Genomic DNA, 19,646 nt, shown 5'->3' with positions numbered 1-19,646 from the left:
GCGGGATCCTCGGCTAGTACTGCCGGCTCGGCAGCGCGGCCTTGGCCTGCTCCTGGGTGAAGGTGGTCTCCTCGGTGACCACCCGATCCGGCACGGTCTCACCGGCGACGACCTTCTTCACCAGGTCCATCAGCTGTGGGCCGAGCAGCGGGCTGCACTCGACGATGAAGTTGATCTTGCCGTCGGCGAGCGCCTGCATGCCGTCCTTCACCGCGTCGACAGTGATGATCTTGATGTCGACACCCGGCTTCAGGCCGGCGCCCTCGATCGCCTCGATCGCACCGAGACCCATGTCGTCGTTGTGCGCGTAGAGCACGTCGATGTCCTTGTGCGCCTTGAGGAACGCGTCCATGACCTCCTTGCCCTTGGCCCGGGTGAACTCGCCGGTCTGCGAGGCGATCACCTTGAACTTCGGGTCCGCCTTGATGACGTCGGCGAAGCCGGACTTGCGGTCGTTGGCCGGCGCCGATCCGGTGCTGCCCTGCAACTCCACGATGTTCACCGGCTCGGTCTTGCCCTGGTATTCGGCGACCAGCCACTCACCGGCCTTCTTCCCCTCAAGCACGAAGTCGGACCCGATGAAGGTCTTGTACAGCGTCTTGTCCGGGGAGTCGATCGCCCGGTCGGTCAGGATGACCGGGATCTTGGCGTCCTTCGCCTCGCGGAGCACGGTGTCCCAACCGGACTCCACCACCGGCGAGAAGGCGATCACGTCGACCTTCTGGGTGATGTACGACCGGATCGCCTTGATCTGGTTCTCCTGCTTCTGCTGCGCGTCGGAGAACTGGAGGTCGATCCCGGCCTCCTTGGCGGAGTCCTGGATGGACTTGGTGTTCGCGGTACGCCAACCGCTCTCGGCGCCCACCTGGGCGAAGCCCAGCGTGATCTTGCCATCGTCGTTTCCGGAGCCGCTGCCCGCGCCGCCGTCGCCTCCGCAGGCGGCCAACGCGGTCACCATCAGTCCGCCGAGTACAACGGCGGAGATCTTTTTCAGCACCGTTTCCTCCTCGCCTGGGAACATCGTTGTCTGTCGTAGTTACCGTTCACACGCAAGACCGACCGGCACCCCTCGCCACCACCTGCGCGATGCCGGAGTTTGCTGGATTCGGCCCAGTCTGCCACGGAGAACGCCGACCTTCAGGGCACGCCGGACGATCCACAGGGCTTCCTGTTTCGTGAGTGTTAACGTTCTCATGCCGGCCGTCAAGGGGTACTTCCGGCGACGGTATGGATCCGTGATGCTGGACGTCGCCGGACCTACACCGCCAGACGGCCGGCCGAGACGAAGGAGCGGCCGTTGACAGCTGACCGTATCGACGCCGGTGACCAGCCCGGCGGCCCGCCGCCCCGTACCCGGGGCTCGGTGATGCGCGACGTCGCGCGCCTGGCCGGGGTCTCCCACCAGACCGTCTCACGGGTCCTCAACGACCATCCGAACGTCCGGCCGGAGACCCGCGACCGGGTGCTCGCGGCGATGCGGGCACTGAACTACCGGCGCAACTCGGCGGCCCGCACCCTGGTCACCCGCCGGTCCCGCACCCTGGGACTGATCGCCTACGAGACCACGCTCTTCGGCCCGGCCTCCACTCTGTACGGCCTCGAACAGGCCGCCCGGGCCGCCGGCTACTTCGTCAGCGTGGCGAGCGTACGGGCGCTGGACCGGGAGTCGGTGCTGGACGCGGTCGACCGGCTCTGCGAACAGTCCGTGGAGGGGATCGTGGCGATCGCCCCGCAGAGCAGTGTGGGCACCGCGCTGGCCCAGGCACCGGCCGGGCTGGCCGTGGTCGGGGTGGGTGGCGGCGGCGAACACGTGCCGATGGTCTGCATCGACAACGCCACCGGCGCCGCGATGGCGACCCGGCACCTGCTCGGACTCGGGCATACCACCGTGCAACACATCGCCGGCCCGCCCGACTGGCCGGAGGCGCGGGACCGGACCGACGGCTGGCGGGCGGCGCTGCACGCCGCCGGCGCCCCGGTGCCCGCACCCCGAACCGGTGACTGGAGCGCCCGGGCGGGCTACGAACACGGCCGACTGCTCGCCACCGATCCGACGGTCACCGCGATCTTCTGCGGCAGCGACCAGATCGCCCTGGGCGCGCTGCGGGCGCTGCACGAGGCCGGCCGCCGGGTGCCGCAGGAGGTCAGCGTGGTGGGCTTCGACGACGTACCGGAGTCGAGCTACTTCCTGCCGCCGCTCACCACGGTCCGGCAGGACTTCGCCGAACTCGGCCGGCGCAGCCTGGAGCTGCTGATCGAACAACTCGAAAGCGGCGTCCGGACCAACCGCCGGATCTCGTTGACTCCCCGGTTCGTCGCCCGGACGAGTTCCGGACCGGCGCCCGGCTGAGCGGCGCGCCGGCAGCGCCGGCACCCGGAATGCGTACGGCCGGATTAATCGACATAGCGCGCCCGGCCCGCAATGACAGGGCTCCCACCTGCCGCGACGGTGCTCCACCGGTATACCACGGAAGCCTTCCCGGGCGGGATACCGCGCGCGTCACGCCAGAACTGAAGTCCCGGCGGTCGCCGCCGACGCGCGAGAAATAGCCAATGTCTTGCAGAATTGGCATGCGATCAGTCAAACTCGACTCCTAGCAATAAATGTTCACGAGGAGTAATCGACCATGGCGAAGCAGGTAATCACACTTCTGACCGACGACCTCGACGGCGGCGAGGCCGACCGCACTGTCGAGTTCGGCCTGGACGGCGTCAACTACACGATTGACCTGTCGGATAAGAACGCCGGCAAGCTCCGGAAGGCGCTGGACGTTTACATCCACGCGGGCAGCCGGGTTGGACGCGGCTCGGTCGAAAGCCGTCGGTCGGGTCGGCGTGGCGCCGCCACGAGCCCGACGCGAAGTGACCGCGACCTGAACCGCGCCATCCGGGAATGGGCCGTGCAGAACGGCTACGAGGTTTCCGAGCGGGGTCGGATTCCGTCGAACGTGGTGCAGGCGTACAACAGCCGGTGAGCGGGCGGGGGCCGGGTGCGGCGTCCCGATTCCCGCCGGTACGCCCGGCCGGAATGGGCACCGCCGACCCGGCCACCCGCCGGAACGTCGGGTGCCACCGACGACGACCGTCGTCGGTGGCGCCCGGGTTGCTGCCTCGGCCGGATTACCGGCCGCCGCTGCTCGACGACGGGGTCGGCGACGCGGGCGGCTTGTCGGCGGCCGGCGGTCCACCGTTCGCCGGTCCCCCCGGAGCCGGTGACGCCGGCTTGAGGTCGGCGGGGACCGGCAGGGCGCTGCCCTTGACGAACTCGTCCCAGCTCACGTTCCAGGCGGTCCAGCCGTTGCCCTGGTCGAGGGTGACCTCGGTACCTTTGATCGTCACCAGGTCACCGATCCTGGTCGTCTCCATCAGCCACTCCGCGTTCTCGTCCGACACGTTCGTGCAGCCGTGCGAGACGTTCCGTTCCCCCTGCTCGCCAACGGACCACGGGGCCGCGTGGATGAACTCGCCACCCCAGGTCAGTCGCTGCGCGTTGGAGACGGTGACCACATAGGGGTCCGGGGAACCCGTGGTGTCGAAGACCGTCGACTCGTGCTTCTCCATGATCACCATCTTGCCGCTCGACGTCGGGGTGCTGCTCTTGCCGAGGCTGACCGGGATCTTCTTGACCAGCACGTCGTCCTTGAACACCGACATCTGCTTGGTGGCGTTGTCGATCTCCAGGAAGACCCGGTTGCCGATCTTCGCGGTACCGGAGCGGTCGGTGTCGCCGAAGCTCCCCCCACCCATCGGTACCCCGTCCAGCGCGGCCCGGACGGTGACCGTCGTCCCCGGGCGCCAGAAGTCGGGAGCGCGGTAGGAGACCTGCCGGCCGTTCTCGTCCCACGACCAGACGCCCGGCTGCGGCGGGTCGGTGCTGACCAGCAGCCGTCGCTGGATCCCGGCACGGGCGTCCTTCGGGACGTCGGAGTCGAATGACACCGTTATGGGCATCGCCACGCCGTAGGTCTGGTCACTCTGCAGATTAAGGTTGGTCACGGTCCGCTTAGCCGGCTTGTCCATGGTGCTGAAGGTCGTCTTCTGGGTGACCGCCTTCCCGGCGTCATTCTTGGCGGTTACCTCGGCGGTGTAGGTCTGCTTGTTCGCCAACGCCTTGCTCGGCATCCAGCTCGTACCATCGGCGCGCATCGCGCCATCGACCCGGGTGCCGGCGGCATCGGTCACGACCACGTTGGCGACCTTCCCGTCCGTCACCGCCGTACCGATCTCGACGCTCGTCGGCAGATCCCGGCTATCCGGTGCGGGGGTAATCGCCAGCTTCGGTGGTGGCGGTGCCGGCCGACCGACCCGCTCAAACGGATTGCCCGTACAGCCCGCCAGAACCAGTGGTATGGCGGTCATCACGAGCATCACCAACAACACCGCTCGACGCCTCAGTACCATGCTCCCCCCACCCCATTCCCTCCGCTCCTGTCCCGAGACTTTCGCCCTGGATGGTCACGCCGCGTCGCGGCGAGAACCGCCATTACCCGGGGAATCGCCGCTCAACCAAGGGGTAAACCCTGGCGGAGCGGTGGTTTTCCGCCGACCCGCACCCGCCCGGGCCCACCAGGTGGGTGGTTTCTGGCATCCTGCTCGGATGCAGCAGATCGACCTCGGCTTACCGACACCGCTGGACTGGGAGGTCGCGCCGCCTGACTGGGCACGCGACGGCATCACCGGGCTCACCGTCAGCGCACCGGCCCAGACCGACCTCTTCGTCGACCCGGCCGGCGGCGAGCCCGTGCTCTCCGCTCCCCGGTTGCTGACCGCGGCGCCCGAGGGCGACTTCCAGTTCTCGGCCCGGGTCAGGGTCGGCTTCGCCGACAGCTACGACGCCGGCTGCCTACTGCTTTACTCCGGGCCCCGGCACTGGGCCAAACTCGCGTACGAACGCTCACCGCAGGGCGCCGCCATGGTGGTGTCGGTGATCAGCCGCGACGTCTCCGACGACGCCAACGGATTCGTGGTCGACGACGCCGCCCCGCTCTGGCTGCGGATCTCCCGACTCGGCCCGGCCTGGGCGTTCCACGCCAGCACCGACGGGACGTGGTGGGAGTTCGTCCGGCATTTCCGGCTTGACCCGGCAGCGACACCGCTGCGGTTCGGCCTCTCGGCGCAGTCGCCGACCGGCGCCGGCTGCCCGGTCTGGTTCGACCAGATCAGCTTCTCCGCCACCCGCCTGGCCGACCTGCGGGACGGCCGCTAGCGCAGTTGACCGCCCCGCAGGTCCTCCTCGATCCGCTTCGCGGTGGCGAGCAGCGGCGGCAGCAGTTCCTTGCGGATCACCTCGGAGCTGCCCCGGCTGGCGTGTGCGGAGACGTTCAGCGCCGCGATCACCGCGCCGTCGGCGTCCCGGATCGGCGCCGCCAGGGACCGCAGCCCCTCCTCCAGTTCCTGGTCGACGATCGCGTAGCCCTGGTTGCAGATCCGGTTCAGGATGGTCCGCAACCGCGCCGGATCGGTGACCGTACGCCGGGTGAGCGGGCGCAGCTCGGCGGTGTCGAGGTAGTTGTCGAGCCACTGTGCCGGCTGGGCGGCCAGCAGTACCCGCCCCATCGAGGTGGCGTACGCCGGGAAACGGGTGCCGACGCTGATCGCCACCGTCATGATCCGTTTGGTCGGCACCCGCGCCACGTAGACCACCTCGTCGGCGTCGAGCACCGACATCGAGCAGGATTCGTGTACCTCGGCGACCAGGCTCTCCATGTGCGGCTGGGCCACCTCGGGCAGGCTCAGGCTGGACAGGTAGGCGTACCCGAGTTCGAGGATGCGGGCGCGCAGCGAGAAGAGCCGCCCGTCGGTACGCATGTAACCCAGCTCGACCAGGGTGAGCAGGAAGCGTCGGGCCGCCGCCCGGGTCAGTCCGGTCGCCCGGGCCACCTCGCTCAGGGTCAGCTGCGGATGGTCGGCGTCGAACGCCCGGATGACCGCGAGTCCCCGCTCCAACGACTGGACGAATTCACCGGTCCGGGCCGTCTCCTCGGTCACCTCGGTCACCCGTCCTCCTGCCGCAGAGTCTCCTGGGCGACCTTGAATGCCCGGTTCGCCGCTGGAACGCCAGCGTAGACGCTCACCTGGAGCAGGACCTCGCGGACCTCCTCCCGGGTCAGCCCGTTGCGCAGCGCGGCCCGGACGTGCATCGCCAGCTCCTCGTCGTGGTGCAGGGTGGCCAGCACGGCCAGGGTGATGCAACTGCGGGTGCGCCGGTCCAGCTCCGGCCGGGTCCAGATCTCGCCCCAGGCGTACCGGGTGATCAGGTCCTGGAAGTCCGCGGTGAACTCGTCGGTGCCGGCGACGGCACGGTCCACATGCGCGTCGCCGAGCACCTCGCGCCGGACCGCCATGCCGGCCGCGTGCCGGTCCCGGTCATCCATCCGCCCGCTCCTTCCACCCGCTCCGCTCCGGCTGCTCGACCCCGTTCCGGTCCGCCCCGCTCCGGTCTGCCCCGGTCGGGTCCGACGCGGTCGGCACCGTCCCGACCGCGTCGGCACCGGTCGACGCGATCCCGGTCGGCATGGCCCCGGCCGGGTCGGCTCCGCCGCCGAGGTGGTCGAGGATCAGCCGGCCGACCCGGTCCGGCTGCTCCACATTGGCCAGATGGGCGGCGTCGCCGACCACCCGCAGCCCGGCGCCGGGAATCCGGTCGGCCAACACCCGGGCGTGCTCGATCGGAGTCGCCGGATCGTTCGCGCCCGCGACCACCAGGGTCGGCGCGGTGATCCGGGCCAGGTCGTCGCGCAGGTCCATCTCGGCGATCGCCTCGCAGCAGCCGGCGTACCCCTCGGCCGGAGTCGCGGCGAGCATCGACCGGTACGCGGCGACCACCTCCGGCCGGATCGCGGCGAAACCTCTGGTGAACCAGCGCCCCACGACCGTGTCGGCGACCGCCTCGACCCCGCCGGACCGGGTCGCGGCGGCCCGGTCCCGCCAGCCCTGGGCCGGGCCGAGCCGGGCCGAGGTGCAGAGCAGCACCAAACGGTCGATCCGGTCGGGCGCGTTGGCGGCGAGCCACATCCCGACCATCCCGCCGAGGGAGAGTCCGGCGTACGACACCCGGGGCAGGTCGAGGTCATCCAGCAGCCGGAGGACGGCGTGCCCGAGATCCGCGATCGTGTACGGGCCGGCCGGCACGTCGGAGTCGCCGTGCCCGAGGTGGTCGTACCGGACCACCCGGTGCTGCCGGGTCAGCGCCGGCAACTGCGGCTGCCACATCGCTCCGGAGGTGCCGAGCGAGCTGCCGAGGACCAGCACCGGCGCGGCGGCCGGCCCGTCGACGCAGGCGTGCAGCCGGGATGTCATGTCGAATTCTCCGATTTCCGGTCCACCCCGGACGCCCGGTAATCCTGGAGCGCCCGGTCCACGAAGGTGCCGGCCGAGCCGAGCCAGTTGGTCGGGTCGAGCGCCTGGTCCAGCTCCCGCTCGGCGAGGTGGGTCCGGACGGTCGGGTCGGCCAGCAGCGCGGCCTTGAAGTCCGGTGCGGTGACGGCCCGGGCCACCACGTCGTGCGCGTCGGCCCGGCCGAGCGCCGGGGCGAGCCGGGCGGCGACCGCCTCGGCGAGTACCCGGCCGCCGAGCGCGTCGAGGTTGTGCCGCATCCGCTCCGGGCGCACGTCGAGCCGGGACAGCAGCCGGGCGGTCCGGGCGGCCGACCCGCCGGCCAGCCGGAGCAGGTCGAGCAGCGGCTCCCACTCGGCGTGCCAGCCGCCGGTGGCCCGCTCGTGCTCCTGGACGGCGGCGGCGAAGAGCGTGCCCACCAGGTGCGGCCCGCGCCGGGCGGCCGCGCCGAGCAGCACGGCATCCACCGGGTTGCGCTTGTGCGGCATCGCCGACGAGCCGCCCCGGCCCGGGCCGCCGCCCTCGGCGACCTCGGCCAGCTCGGTCTGGGCGAGCAGCCCGACGTCCAGGCCGACCTTGCCGGCGGCGGCAAGCAGGCTGCCGAGCGCGGCGGCGAGATCGAGCAGCGGTTGCCGCCGGGTGTGCCAGGGCAGCCGGGGCGCGGCGAGGCCGAGCCGGGCGGCGAGCCGGGCGGTCACCTCCGGCCCGGCCGGACCGAGCGCGGCGAGCGTGCCGACCGCCCCGCCGAGCTGTGCCGGCAGCGCGGACCGGGCCGCGGCCAGCCGGGTCCGGGCGTCCAGCAGGGCGAGCAGCCAGCCGGCGGCCTTCAGCCCGAAGGTGGTGGGCGCGGCGGCCTGGCCGAGGGTACGGGCCAGCAGCACGGAGTCCCGGTGTCGGTCGGCGAGCCCGGCGGCGGCGTCGAGCGCGGCGTCGAGCTGACGCAGCAGCGGCTCACCGGCCCGGTTGGCGAGCAGGACCAGTCCGGTGTCCAGCACGTCCTGGCTGGTCGCGCCGTGGTGCACCCAGGGCCGGGCGGCGGCCGGTACCGCCTCGGTGAGCTGGCGGACCAGCGGCACCACCGGGTTGCCGGCGGCGTCGGCCCCCTCGGCGAGCGCGGCGAGGTCGAACCGGTCCGGATGGCAGCACCGCGCGATCGCCTCGGCGGCCGGCTCCGGCACGACGCCGCACTCGGCGCCGGCCTCGGCGAGCGTCCGCTCCACGTCGAGCAGCGCGGTCAGCAGTGCCCGGTCGGTGAGTTCGGCGTCCACCTCGGCGGCGCCGGAGAGCCCGCTGAGCAGCCCGCCGCGCGCCCAGGTCACCGAGCCGCTGCCGGCGACGGGCGCCCCGATCGCCGAGCCGCTGCCGGCGCCGTGCGTCGGCTCCGGCTCAGACCGCGAAGAAGACGGTTTCATCCGGGCCCTGAAGGTGGATGTCGAAGCAGAGCCCGTCCGGGGCCGGCCGGGCCACCAGGGTGGCGCGGCGGGCCGGGTCGATCGTGCCGAGCACCGGGTCGGCGGCGTTCGCCGCTTCCTCGTCCGGGAAGTAGAGCCGGGTCACCAGCCGGTGCAGCAGGCCACGCGCGAAGATCGACAGGTTCAGGTGCGGTGCCTCGGTCTCGCCGTCCGGGCCGGGCAGGGCGCCGGGCTTGAGGGTACGGATCTCGTACCGGCCGTCGGCGTCGGTGGCGCTGCGGCCGAAGCCCCGGAATCCGGGCACTGCCGGCGGCCGGGCTCCCCGGGGATCGTCCGGATGGTCGAACCGGCCGTCCGGGTCCGCCTGCCACGTCTCCACCAGGGCGTCCGGCACCACCGCCCCGGCGCCGTCGAAGACCTGGCCGCGGATCCAGATCGCTCCCGGGGTACCCTCCGGCACCACGTCCGGGCCGTCCGGCCAGAGCAGGCCGATGTGCAGGTACGGCCCCACCGTCTGCGCGGGTGTCGAGCCGAGCGGCGGCGCCGGGGCGAGTGCTGCCGTGGCGGCCGGCGCCGCAGTGGTGTCGACGGCCGGGCCGGTGCCGAAGGTCGGGGTCAGGTCGGTGTGCTCAGTCATCGTCGTCGCCGTCCTCGAAGGGTGTGGCCTCCCGGCCGCGCAGCACCAGGTCGAACTCGAAGCCGAGCGCCCACTCCGGCTCGGTCACCGAGTGGTCGTACCGGGAGATCAGCCGTTCCCGGGCCAGCGGGTCGCGGACCGAGTTGAAGACCGGGTCCTGGAAGAAGAGCGGATCGCCGGGGAAGTACATCTGGGTGACCAGCCGCTGGGTGAACGCCTGGCCGAAGAGGGAGAAGTGGATGTGCGCCGGCCGCCAGGCGTTCGGGTGGTTCCGCCAGGGATAGGCGCCCGGTTGCACGGTGACGAACCGGTAGTGCCCGTCGGCGTCGGTCAGCGTCCGACCCACCCCGGTGAAGTTGGGATCGATCGGTGCCGGCCAGTTGTCGCCCGCGTGCCGGTAGCGCCCAGCGGCGTTCGGCTGCCAGATCTCCACCAGGGTGTGCGGCACCGGACGGCCGTTGCCGTCCAGCACCCGGCCGTGCACGATGATCCGCTGGCCCAGCGGCTCCCCGGCGTGCTGCCGGGTCAGGTCGTGGTCCAGCTCGCCGAGCCGACCCTCGCCGAGCAGCGGACCGGTGACCTCGGTCAGCCGCTGCGGCAGCAGGGCCAGCGGCTGCTTCGGGGCGCGCAGGTTGGTGGAGCCGTAGTCCGGGAAGAGCATCGGCGGGTGGGTGTCCGGGTCGTCGTGCCGGTAGCGGGGCAGTACCAGCCCGCCGGGGCTGGTCGGCCCGCCCGCCGGCAGCTCGGGCTCGGCGGAACGGATGTGCTCGGTGGTCATGGCCGTCCTCCCGTCAGGCTTCCAGTACGACGGCCAGGCCCTGGCCGACGCCGATGCAGATGGCGGCAAGGCCCAGCCCACCACCGCGGCGGTGCAGTTGCCAGGCCAGCGAGCCGAGGATGCGCGATCCGGAGGAACCGAGCGGGTGGCCGAGGGCGATCGCCCCGCCCTGCGGGTTCACGATCTCGGGGTCGAGTTCCTTCCACTGCGCCAGGCAGGCCAGCGACTGGGCCGCGAACGCCTCGTTCAGCTCCACCACCGCCAGGTCCGACCAGCCGACGCCGGCCCGCCGCAGCGCCTCCTCGGCGGCGCGCACCGGGCCGATGCCGAACAGTTGCGGTTCGATGCCGACGACCGCGCGGGAGACGATCCGGGCCAGCGGGGTCCGGCCGGCCGCCTCGGCACCGGCCCGGTCGGCGAGCAGCAGGGCACTCGCCCCGTCGTTGAGCGGGGAGGAGTTGCCGGCGGTCACCGTGCCGTCGGGCCGGAACACCGGCTTGAGCCGGGCCAGCGCCTCGGTGCTGGTACCCGGGCGCATGCTCTCGTCGGTCTCCACCTCGGTGCCGGGTACCGCGCTGACCTCGTCGGCGTACGCCCCGTCGGCCCACGCCCGCGCGGCGAGCCGCTGACTGCGTACCGCGAAGGCGTCCTGCTCGTCGCGGGAGATGCCGTACCGCTCGGCGAGGATCTCGGTGCACTCGCCGAGCGAAGCGGTCCACTCGGCCGGCATCGCCGGGTTGACCATCCGCCAGCCGAGCGTGGTGGAGTGCAGGGTCTCGTGCCCGCGCGGGTAGCCGGATTCGGGCTTGGGCAGCACCCAGGGGGCCCGGGTCATCGACTCGACGCCACCGGCGACGCAGATCGAGGCGTCGCCGACCGCGATCGCCCGGGCCGCACCGATCACCGCCTCCAGGCCGGAGCCGCAGAGCCGGTTGACGGTCGCGCCGGGCACCGTCGGCGGCAGCCCGGCGAGCAGGACCGCCATCCGCGCCACGTCCCGGTTCTCCTCGCCGGCGCCGTTGGCGTTGCCGAGCAGTACGTCGTCGATCCGGGCCGGGTCGAGGTCGGGGCTGCGCCGGGTCACCTCCCGCAGCACGTGCGCGGCGAGGTCGTCGGGGCGTACTCCGGCGAGGCCGCCGCCGTACCGCCCGATCGGGGTCCGTACGGCGTCGAGGACGTAAACGTCGTTGGTCACCATGTCTCCTTACTGCCGCCGATCGCCGGGCCGACCCGACGCTACCGGCGGCGGGACGGCGGGTCGTCAGGTGCCCCTCGTCGCGTCCGGTCCACCAATCAACACACGTTCGATATGCGGACTCCCGTGCTTATGACGAACGTAATCCCCGTCCCCCGATCCGTCAACGAGGTCCCGGTGCCGCTCGGCGCACCGCTCGGCGACGTTGCGGAGAAGTTGCGGGGCGCTTGTTGACGTGAACTCGGTCACTGTGCCAACGTTCCAAATGAGAACATTCGTTCGGCTAGCGACCACACCACCCCCGAGGCTCCGCCGTGAGCCATTCAGCCCGGTCCCGACAGGACCGCCGGACGCCGGGAGACCCGATGCGCCGTCTCGCCGCCACCACCACCGCCCTCGCCGCCCTGCTCGCCGTCGCCGCCTGCGGCTCCTCCGACGACCCGTCCGGTGGCGGCCCCGGCGGCGTGGACAGGGTGAAGGTCGGGGCGATCCCCATCGTCGACGTCGCCCCGCTGCACCTGGGCAACAGCAAGGGCTTCTTCAAGGAGCAGAACATCGAGGTCGAGGTGGTCAACACCACCGGCGGCTCCTTCGCGGTGACCGGCGTGGTGAGCGGGCAGTTCGACTTCGCCTTCGGCAACGTCGTCTCGCTGATCACCGCCCGCTCGCAGAAGATCCCGGTCAAGGCGATCACGGTGGGGAACTCCTCCACCGGAAAGCCCGGCGCCGACTTCGGCGGCGTCGTGGTGCCGCCGGACAGCCCGATCACCGACGCGGCCGGCCTGGCCGGCAAGAACATCGCGATCAACAACCTGAACAACATCACCGACACCACCACCCGGGCGTCGATCCGCAAGGCCGGCGGCGACCCGTCGAACATCAAGTGGACCGAGTTGCCGTTCCCGGAGATGCCGGCCGCGGTGCTGGGCAAGCGGGTCGATGCGGCGATGGTCGTCGAGCCGTTCTTCACCATCGCGCAGAACCAGGGCGCCCGGGTCGTCGCCTACAACTTCGCCGAGGCCATCCCGAACATGACGGTGGCGGCGTACTTCTCGACCGAGCAGACCATCAACCAGAAGGCCGACCTGACCAAGCGGTTCAAGGCCGCGATGGACAAGTCCCTGAAGTACGCCCAGGAGCACCCGGACGAGGCCCGCCAGGTGTTGCAGACGTACACCCAGATCGACCCGGCGGTGGCCGCGAAGATCACCCTGCCGGCCTGGCCCGCCGAGATCAACCGTGACTCGGTGCAGACCCTGGCGGACCTGATGCTGAGCGACGGGCTGATCAAGGAGAAGGTCGACGTCTCGGAACTGCTCCCGTGACCCGAGCCGCCACCGTACCGCCGCCCGCCGCGACCGCACCGGCCCCGGCCGGCCGGTCCGGCGGCACCGGTCGGCCGCGCGGCGACACCGCCCTGCTCGGGCTACTCGGCTTCGCCGCCTTCCTGCTCGTGCTGGAGGCGGTGCCCCGGCTCGGGCTGGTCTCGGCGAACTACCTGCCGCCGACCAGCGAGATCGCGGTCGCCCTCGGCGAACTGCTCGGCGAGTCCCGGTTCTGGACGGCGGTCACCGACACGCTGCGCGGCTGGTTCCTCGGCCTGGCGATCGCGATCGCGCTCGGCGTGCTGGTCGGCTTCGTCCTCGGCACCGTACCGGTGCTGCGCGAGTTCACCGCCTCGACCGTCGAGTTCCTCCGGCCGATCCCCTCGGTCGCGCTGATCCCGCTCGCCGTGCTGCTCTTCGGCACCGACCTGCGCTCCGTGCTGCTGCTGGTGGTCTACGCGGCGTTCTGGCAGGTGCTCGTCCAGGTGCTCTACGGGGTCCGGGACGTCGACCCGGTCGCCCGGGACACCGCGTACACCTTCGGGCTGGGCCGGTGGGCCCGGATCCGGCACCTGCTCTGGCCGACCGCGCTGCCGTACCTGCTGACCGGGGTCCGGCTCGCCGCCGCCGTGGCGCTGATCCTGGCCATCACCGCCGAGCTGATCATCGGGGCGCCGGGGCTGGGCAACGAGATCAACCGGGCCCAGTCCGGCGGCGCGGTCGACTCGATGTACGCCCTGATCATCGTCACCGGCCTGCTCGGGGTGGCGGTCAACGTACTGGCCCGGCAACTCGAACGCGCGGTGCTCTCCTGGCACCCCTCGGTACGCGGCGAGGGCACCCGGTGAGCGGTGGCGCGTTCGGACGGCAGCGACCGGGCGCCGGGCGGTGGATCGTGCTGACCCTCGGTCGGGCCCTGTGGTGGACCGCCGCCGTCTTCGGCCTGCCGTTCGGGCTGCTCGCTCTCTGGTGGGTGCTCTCGGCCGACAGCGAGACCTTCTACCTCCCCCCGCTGTCGGAGATCCTGGCCAGCTTCGACGACGTCTGGTTGCGCAGCGACCGGCTGCGCGCGGACGTGCTGCCGAGCCTGCTGCGGCTCACCGCCGGATTCCTGCTCGCCGTCGCCGTCGGTGTCGGGCTCGGCGTCCTGATCGGCTCCTTCCGGCGGGTCCGGGCATTCTGCGAACCGGTGCTGGAGTTCCTCCGGGCCATCCCGCCGCCGGTGCTGGTGCCGGTGCTGATGCTCTTCGCCGGCTTCGGCAACACCATGAAGGTGCTGGTGGTGCTCTCCGGCTGCGTCTGGCCCATCCTGCTCAACACGGTGGAGGGGGTGCGGGCGGTCGACGAGGTGCTCACCGAGACCTGCCGCTGCTACGGCATCCGCGGTCCGGCCCGGCTCTGGCACCTGGTGGTCCGGTCCGCCTCCCCGCAGATCGTCACCGGGCTACGCCAGGCCCTGTCGGTCGGCATCATCCTCATGGTGATCAGCGAGATGTTCGCCGCGAACAACGGGCTGGGCTTCACCATCATCCAGTTCCAGCGCACCTTCGCGGTCACCGACATGTGGACCGGCATCCTGTTGCTGGGTCTGCTCGGCTTCCTGCTCGCCATGCTGCTGCGGCTCTTCGAGCGGTCGGCCCTGCACTGGTACCTCGGCCTCCGGCAGTCACAACGAGACGATGGGCAGCGATGAACTCGACAGACCTCCCCCAGGGTGACACCGCACCGCTGCTCGACATCCGCGGGCTGCGCAAGGTCTACACCGGACGCGGCCGGTCGGTCGAGGCGGTCCGGGATCTCACCTTCTCCGTCGGTGCCGGAGAACTGGTCTGCGTGGTCGGCCCCTCCGGCGCCGGCAAGACCACCCTGCTCAAGTGCATCGCCGGCCTGCTCCCGCCGACCTCCGGGGAGCTGGTCCTGGAGGGTGCCCCGGTGCAGGGTCCGCCGCCGGGCATGGCCGTGGTCTTCCAGGAGTACGGCCGCAGCCTCTTCCCGTGGATGACCGTGCAGCGCAACGTCGAGCTGCCACTGAAGCAGAAGAAGAGTCTGAGCCGGTCCCGCCGCCAGGAACTCGTGCACACCGCGCTCGCCGCCGTCGGCCTCGCTGACGTGCCGGGCGCCTACCCGTGGCAGCTCTCCGGCGGCATGCAGCAGCGGGTGGCGCTGGCCCGGGCGGTGGCGTACGAGCCGCACATCCTGCTGATGGACGAGCCGTTCGCGGCGGTCGACGCGCAGACCCGGGCCGACCTGGAGGACCTGGTCCGGTCGTTGTGGCAGCGGCTCGGCGTGACCATCCTGTTCGTCACGCACGACATCGACGAGGCGGTCTATCTCGGCCAGCGGGTGCTGGTGCTCTCCGGGTCGCCGACCGTGGTACTCGACGACGTGGCGATCGACCTGCCGGCCGAGCGGGACCAGCTCGGCACCCGGTCGTCGGCCCGCTTCGCCGAACTGCGGGCCCAGGTGTTCGGCCAGATCCAACGGGCCAAGAGCGGCTGGACCACCGGCCCCGGCCCGGTGGACGCCCCGACCGGCACGCCAGCACGCCAGCCGACCGGTACCCGATGACCACGGTCCGGGACGCCACCCTGGCGGTGTTGCGCCGGTACGGCGTGGACCGGGTCTTCGGCAATCCGGGCTCGACCGAGGTGGCGTTCCTGGCCGACCTGCCCGACGACCTGACCTTCGTACTCGCCCTGCACGAGGGTTCCGTGGTCGGGATGGCCACCGGCTACGCGCTGGCCACCGGGCGGCCGGCGGTGGTGAACCTGCACACCACGGCGGGACTCGGCAACGCCGTCGGGGCGCTCGCCACCGCCCGGGTCAACCGGGCGCCGCTGGTGGTGCTCGTCGGGCAGCAGGACCGCCGGCACCTGGCCGCCGAGCCGTTCCTCGCCGGCCGGCTCGACCAGCTCGGCACCCCGTACCCGGTGTGGGTGGAGCAGCCGGTGCTGGCCCAGGACGTGCCGGCGGCGGTACGCCGGGCCTGGCACGAGGCGACCCTGCGCCGCGGCCCGGCCCTGGTGGTGGTGCCGATGGACGACTGGACCGCCGAGGTCGACCCGTCGCTCGGCCGGGCCGCACCGGAGCAGGTCCGCGCGCCGGCCCCCGCGCCCGGTCCCGCCGTCGACGAGCTGGCCCGGCTGGTCGACGCGGCCACCGCCCCGGTGCTGGTGGTCGGCGCCGGAGCGGACGACCAGGCGGCCTGGGACGCGCTGACCGCACTGGCGGAGCGGATCGGCGCGCCGGTCTGGCAGGAGGCGTTCGGCGCCCGGGCCGGATTTCCGCAGCACCATCCCCGGTTCGCCGGTCACCTGCCGGCCGCCCGGTCCCAGCTCCGCGCCACGCTGGCCGGGCACGACCTGGCCCTGGTGGTCGGCGCCGCCGCCTTCCGGCAGTACGTCTACGAGCCCGGCCCGCTGGTGCCCGCCGGCCTGACCGTCGCGGTGGTCTCGGCCGAGCCGGAGGAGGTGCACCGCAGCGAGGCGGACCTCGCGGTGCTGGCCGACCCGGCCGTCTGCTGCGCCGCGCTGGCCACCCGGGTGGCGCAGCGGGACCGTCCCGCCCCGGGCCGCCCGGACCCGGCTCCGGTCGCGCCACCGGCGCCCGGCGAGCCGCTCCGGGCGACGCACGTCTTCGCCGCGCTGGCCCGGCGGCTGCCGGCCGACGTCGTACTTGTCGAGGAGACCCCGTCCACCCGGCCGGACCTGCACCGGATGCTGCCGGCCCGGCAGCCACGCGGCTTCGTCAGCGCGGCGATGGGCGGCCTCGGGTTCGGGCTGCCCGCCGCGGCCGGGCTCCGGCTCGGCGACCCGACCCGCCCGGTGGTGGCGATCCTCGGCGACGGCGCCTCGCTCTACGCCGTCCAGGGGCTGTGGAGCGCCGTCCGGTACGGCTGCGGCGTGCTCTACGTGGTCCTCTCCAATGGCCGGTACGCGGTGCTGGACGAGCTCACCGAGCAGTACGGCGGCAAGCCGCCCTGGCCGGCGTTCGACGAGGTCGACGTGCACGGCCTGGCCCGGTCGTTCGGCTGTCCCGCCCGGCGGATCCGGACCCACCCGGAACTCCTCGCCGTGCTGGACGAGGTGGTGCCGACCCTCGCCGACCGGACCGAACCGCTGCTGCTCGACATCGCCATGAGCCCGAAGCCGCACTTCGCGCCCTGACCCCCTGTCCGCCCGACGAGGCGGCGCACCGCCACCACCCCAAGGAGGTTTCCCGTGACTCTTCTCGACTCGGCCGACTGGCACGGCAGGATATACAGCGACGGTTGGGTCCGGGCCGACGGCGGCGACGCGGCCGTACGGGAACCGGCCACCGGCGACGAGATCGGCCGTACCGGCATCGCCAACGCCGCCGACGTGGCCCGGGCCGCCGCCCGCGCCGCCCAGGCCCAGCGCGACTGGGCCGCGACCCCCTACGACAAGCGCGCCGCCGTGCTGCGCCGGGCCGGACAGTTGTGGGAGGAACACGCGGCCGAGGTCGGTGACTGGATCGTCCGGGAGACCGGTTCGGTGCCGCCGAAGGCGACCCTGGAGACGGACACCGCCGCGCAGGAGTGCTACGAGGCGGCGGCGCTCGCCTCGCACCCGCTCGGCGAGATCATCCAGAGCGCACAGCCCCGGCTCAGCCTGGCCCGCCGGCTGCCGGTCGGGGTGGTCGGGGTGATCTCCCCGTTCAACGTACCGATCATCCTCGGGGTCCGCTCGGTCGCCCCGGCCCTGGCCCTGGGCAACGCGGTGGTGCTCAAGCCCGATCCGCGGACCGCCGTGACCGGTGGGGTCGCGGTCGCCCGGATCTTCGAGGAGGCGGGCCTGCCGCCGGGGGTGCTGCACGTACTGCCGGGTGGGCCGGAGGCGGGCGAGGCGCTGGTCGCCGATCCGCACGTACGCCTGATCAGCTTCACCGGCTCGACGTCGGCCGGCCGCCAGGTCGGGCAGGCCGCCGCCCGGCACCTCAAGCGGGTACTGCTGGAACTCGGCGGCAACTCGGCGCTGGTGGTCCTCGACGACGCCGACCTGGACCTGGCGGTCTCCGCCGGTGCCTGGGGTTCGTTCCTGCACCAGGGACAGATCTGCATGACCACCGGCCGGCACCTGGTGCACGAGTCGCTGGCCGACGAGTACGTCGACCGGCTGGCCGAGAAGGCGGCGCAGCTGCCGGTCGGCGACCCGGCCCGGGAGCATGTCGCGCTCGGGCCGATCATCGACGAGCGGCAACGGGACAAGATCCACTCTTTGGTCACCGGCAGCGTCGACGCGGGGGCGACCCTGGTGACCGGCGGGACGTACGAGAACCTCTTCTACCGGCCGACGGTGCTCTCCGGGGTCACCCCGGCCACCCCGGCGTACGCGCACGAGGTCTTCGGTCCGGTCGCCCCGGTACTGCGCTTCGGCGACCTGGACGAGGCCGCGAAGCTCGCCGCCGACAGCGAGTACGGCCTCTCGCTCGGCATCCTGAGCCGGGACGTGATGAAGGCGATGGCGTTCGCCGAGCGGGTACCGAGCGGCATCGTGCACATCAACGACCAGACGGTCAGCGACGAGGCGGTCGCCCCGTTCGGCGGGGTTGCCGCCTCCGGCAACGGGCCCCGGCTGGGCGGGCCGGCGGCCAACCTCGCCGCGTTCACCGAGACCCAGTGGGTGACCGTGCAGGGCGACATCACGAGGTACCCCTTCTGAACCACGAGTCTCCGGTCCCCGGCACCCGGGCCGCCGAGCCAGGCGGCGACGCGGGCTCGGCCGCCCGGGGCAGCGACGCGGGCTCGGCCGCTCCGGCCGGCGGCCGGTTCGGGCTGGGCCGGGGCGGTTGGCTGACCCTGCTCGGGGTGGTGCTGCTGGCGCTGAACCTGCGGGCGGCGATCGCGGCGGTCCCGCCGCTGCTGCCCGAGCTACAGGTCGACCTCGACCTGGGCCGGGGCGCGGCCGGGCTGCTCACCGCTCTGCCGGTGCTCTGCTTCGGGCTGCTCTCCCCGCTCGCCGCGCTGCTCGGCCGCCGGATCGGCATCGAGCTGGCGCTGCTCGCCGCGATGCTCGGCATCGTGCTGGGCAGCCTGACCCGGACGCTGCCGCACGCCGGCTGGATGCTGCTCGGCACCGCGATCGTCGGCGCCGGGATCACCGTCGGCAACGTCCTGGTGCCCAGTGCGGTCAAGCAGCACTTTCCGAGCCGGCCGGGCCTGGCCACCGGGTTGAGCACCGCCTCGCTGACCACCGGGGCGACGCTGGCGGCGGCGGTGAGCGCGCCGCTGGCGTACACGGTGGGGTTGGGCTGGCGGGGCTCGTTGCTCGCGCTGGGCGGGCTGGCCGCGGTCGCGGCGCTCGGCTGGCTCCCCCAGGTACGCCGCCGGCACACCGCGCCGGTCCCGGAGCCGCCCCGATCCCGGCGCAGCGTCCTGCGGTCCCGGGTCACCTGGCAGCTCGCCGTCTTCATGGCTACCCAGTCGATGCTCTACTACGCGCTGCTCACCTGGCTGCCGAGCATGCTGCGGGACCAGGGCGTCGAGCCGACCCGGGCGGGGGCGGCGCTCGCGATGTTCAACCTGCTCGGGATCGGCACCGCGCTGGTGGTGCCGACCCTGGCGGTCCGCCGGCCGGACCAGCGGGGGTTGGCGCTGGTGATCTGCGCCGGCTGGGCGGTCGGCGTGCTCGGCCTGCTCGCCCTCCCCTCGCTGTATCCACTCTGGACGGTGTCGGCCGGGCTCGCCCAGGGCGCCGCGATCAGCCTCACCCTGACCCTGCTGGTGCTCCGGGCCCGCACCCCCGGGTCGGCCCGGGAACTCTCCGGCGCGGTGCAGTCGGTCGGCTATCTACTCAGTGCCACCGCTCCGGTGCTGGTTGGCGCGCTGCGGGACGTCGCCACCGGGTGGGGCCTGCCGCTCGCCGCCCTGGCGGTGGTGACGGCGGTGATGACGGTGAGCGCGCTCGGCGCGGGCCGGGACCGGCAGGTGTGACGTGCCGGCCCG

The 19,646-nt window shown here is 72.6% G+C and carries 19 protein-coding genes; 10 read left to right on the top strand and 9 right to left on the bottom strand.

Features of this window, described 5'->3' with window-relative positions:
- Positions 1 to 13 precede the first annotated feature (13 nt).
- Positions 14 to 958, bottom strand: a complete 945-nt coding sequence (locus AAH979_RS08775; protein ID WP_346257599.1) for an ABC transporter substrate-binding protein — start codon at positions 956 to 958, stop codon at positions 14 to 16.
- Positions 959 to 1,297: 339 nt separating this feature from the next.
- Between AAH979_RS08775 and AAH979_RS08770 the strand changes: the two genes are divergently transcribed.
- Positions 1,298 to 2,350, top strand: coding sequence for a LacI family DNA-binding transcriptional regulator (locus AAH979_RS08770; RefSeq protein WP_346257550.1), 1,053 nt, complete (start codon positions 1,298 to 1,300; stop codon positions 2,348 to 2,350).
- Between the two features lie 277 nt (positions 2,351 to 2,627).
- The gene (locus tag AAH979_RS08765; RefSeq protein WP_318401017.1) at positions 2,628 to 2,975 is read left to right on the top strand and encodes an Lsr2 family protein; all 348 of its coding nucleotides are present in this window, start codon (positions 2,628 to 2,630) and stop codon (positions 2,973 to 2,975) included.
- A 145-nt stretch (positions 2,976 to 3,120) separates the two neighbouring features.
- Here the strand turns inward: AAH979_RS08765 and AAH979_RS08760 are convergent, their stop codons facing one another.
- Positions 3,121 to 4,401, bottom strand: a complete 1,281-nt coding sequence (locus tag AAH979_RS08760) for an Ig-like domain-containing protein (RefSeq protein ID WP_346257549.1) — start codon at positions 4,399 to 4,401, stop codon at positions 3,121 to 3,123.
- A gap of 196 nt (positions 4,402 to 4,597) precedes the next feature.
- On the opposite strand from AAH979_RS08760, the gene AAH979_RS08755 reads away from it, so the two are divergent.
- On the top strand, positions 4,598 to 5,206 hold the full coding sequence (locus tag AAH979_RS08755; protein WP_346257548.1) for a DUF1349 domain-containing protein: 609 nt from the start codon (positions 4,598 to 4,600) through the stop codon (positions 5,204 to 5,206).
- On the opposite strand, the gene AAH979_RS08750 is transcribed toward AAH979_RS08755, so the two are convergent.
- From AAH979_RS08750 to AAH979_RS08720, 7 genes are read right to left on the bottom strand one after another with little or no spacing between them, the layout of a single operon-like run.
- Positions 5,203 to 5,997, bottom strand: a complete 795-nt coding sequence (locus AAH979_RS08750) for an IclR family transcriptional regulator (protein WP_346257547.1) — start codon at positions 5,995 to 5,997, stop codon at positions 5,203 to 5,205. The two genes, AAH979_RS08755 and AAH979_RS08750, sit on opposite strands and share 4 nt — an antisense overlap.
- A complete protein-coding gene (pcaC, locus tag AAH979_RS08745) occupies positions 5,994 to 6,374 on the bottom strand; it encodes a 4-carboxymuconolactone decarboxylase (RefSeq protein ID WP_346257546.1) in 381 nt (126 codons plus the stop codon). The genes AAH979_RS08750 and pcaC overlap by 4 nt, the downstream gene beginning before the upstream one ends.
- Entirely contained in the window at positions 6,367 to 7,299 is a 933-nt protein-coding gene (pcaD, locus tag AAH979_RS08740) for a 3-oxoadipate enol-lactonase (protein WP_346257545.1), read from the bottom strand. The genes pcaC and pcaD overlap by 8 nt, the downstream gene beginning before the upstream one ends.
- Entirely contained in the window at positions 7,296 to 8,747 is a 1,452-nt protein-coding gene (pcaB, locus tag AAH979_RS08735; RefSeq protein ID WP_346257544.1) for a 3-carboxy-cis,cis-muconate cycloisomerase, read from the bottom strand. Before pcaB ends, pcaD begins: the two co-directional genes overlap by 4 nt.
- Positions 8,722 to 9,384: a protocatechuate 3,4-dioxygenase subunit alpha gene (gene pcaG / locus AAH979_RS08730; RefSeq protein ID WP_346257543.1), complete on the bottom strand. Its 663-nt coding sequence runs from the start codon at positions 9,382 to 9,384 to the stop codon at positions 8,722 to 8,724. The genes pcaB and pcaG overlap by 26 nt, the downstream gene beginning before the upstream one ends.
- Entirely contained in the window at positions 9,377 to 10,162 is a 786-nt protein-coding gene (gene pcaH, locus AAH979_RS08725) for a protocatechuate 3,4-dioxygenase subunit beta (RefSeq protein ID WP_346257542.1), read from the bottom strand. Before pcaH ends, pcaG begins: the two co-directional genes overlap by 8 nt.
- A gap of 13 nt (positions 10,163 to 10,175) precedes the next feature.
- Positions 10,176 to 11,357 carry a thiolase family protein gene (locus tag AAH979_RS08720; RefSeq protein WP_346257541.1) on the bottom strand — a complete coding sequence of 394 codons (1,182 nt, stop codon included), beginning with the start codon at positions 11,355 to 11,357 and terminating at the stop codon, positions 10,176 to 10,178.
- A 365-nt stretch (positions 11,358 to 11,722) separates the two neighbouring features.
- Between AAH979_RS08720 and AAH979_RS08715 the strand changes: the two genes are divergently transcribed.
- The 7 genes from AAH979_RS08715 to AAH979_RS08685 are packed head-to-tail and all read left to right on the top strand — an operon-like array spanning position 11,723 to position 19,634.
- The gene (locus tag AAH979_RS08715; RefSeq protein WP_346257540.1) at positions 11,723 to 12,682 is read left to right on the top strand and encodes an ABC transporter substrate-binding protein; all 960 of its coding nucleotides are present in this window, start codon (positions 11,723 to 11,725) and stop codon (positions 12,680 to 12,682) included.
- Positions 12,679 to 13,530 carry an ABC transporter permease gene (locus AAH979_RS08710; protein ID WP_346257539.1) on the top strand — a complete coding sequence of 284 codons (852 nt, stop codon included), beginning with the start codon at positions 12,679 to 12,681 and terminating at the stop codon, positions 13,528 to 13,530. The genes AAH979_RS08715 and AAH979_RS08710 overlap by 4 nt, the downstream gene beginning before the upstream one ends.
- Complete coding sequence (locus AAH979_RS08705) at positions 13,527 to 14,375, top strand: ABC transporter permease (protein ID WP_346257538.1); 849 nt, start codon at positions 13,527 to 13,529, stop codon at positions 14,373 to 14,375. The genes AAH979_RS08710 and AAH979_RS08705 overlap by 4 nt, the downstream gene beginning before the upstream one ends.
- Complete coding sequence (locus AAH979_RS08700; RefSeq protein ID WP_346257537.1) at positions 14,372 to 15,250, top strand: ABC transporter ATP-binding protein; 879 nt, start codon at positions 14,372 to 14,374, stop codon at positions 15,248 to 15,250. Before AAH979_RS08705 ends, AAH979_RS08700 begins: the two co-directional genes overlap by 4 nt.
- Complete coding sequence (locus AAH979_RS08695; protein ID WP_346257536.1) at positions 15,247 to 16,848, top strand: thiamine pyrophosphate-binding protein; 1,602 nt, start codon at positions 15,247 to 15,249, stop codon at positions 16,846 to 16,848. The genes AAH979_RS08700 and AAH979_RS08695 overlap by 4 nt, the downstream gene beginning before the upstream one ends.
- Positions 16,849 to 16,902: 54 nt before the next feature.
- Positions 16,903 to 18,363 (top strand): benzaldehyde dehydrogenase, encoded by a 1,461-nt coding sequence (locus tag AAH979_RS08690; RefSeq protein ID WP_346257535.1) that lies wholly within the window; start codon positions 16,903 to 16,905, stop codon positions 18,361 to 18,363.
- Positions 18,321 to 19,634, top strand: coding sequence for an MFS transporter (locus AAH979_RS08685; protein ID WP_346257534.1), 1,314 nt, complete (start codon positions 18,321 to 18,323; stop codon positions 19,632 to 19,634). Before AAH979_RS08690 ends, AAH979_RS08685 begins: the two co-directional genes overlap by 43 nt.
- The last annotated feature ends 12 nt before the right edge of the window (positions 19,635 to 19,646 follow it).

Source organism: Plantactinospora sp. ZYX-F-223 (assembly GCF_039649625.1).
GTDB lineage: Bacteria > Actinomycetota > Actinomycetes > Mycobacteriales > Micromonosporaceae > Plantactinospora.
Note: the sequence above shows the minus strand (reverse complement) of the source record. Positions and strands in the feature narration are given on the sequence as shown.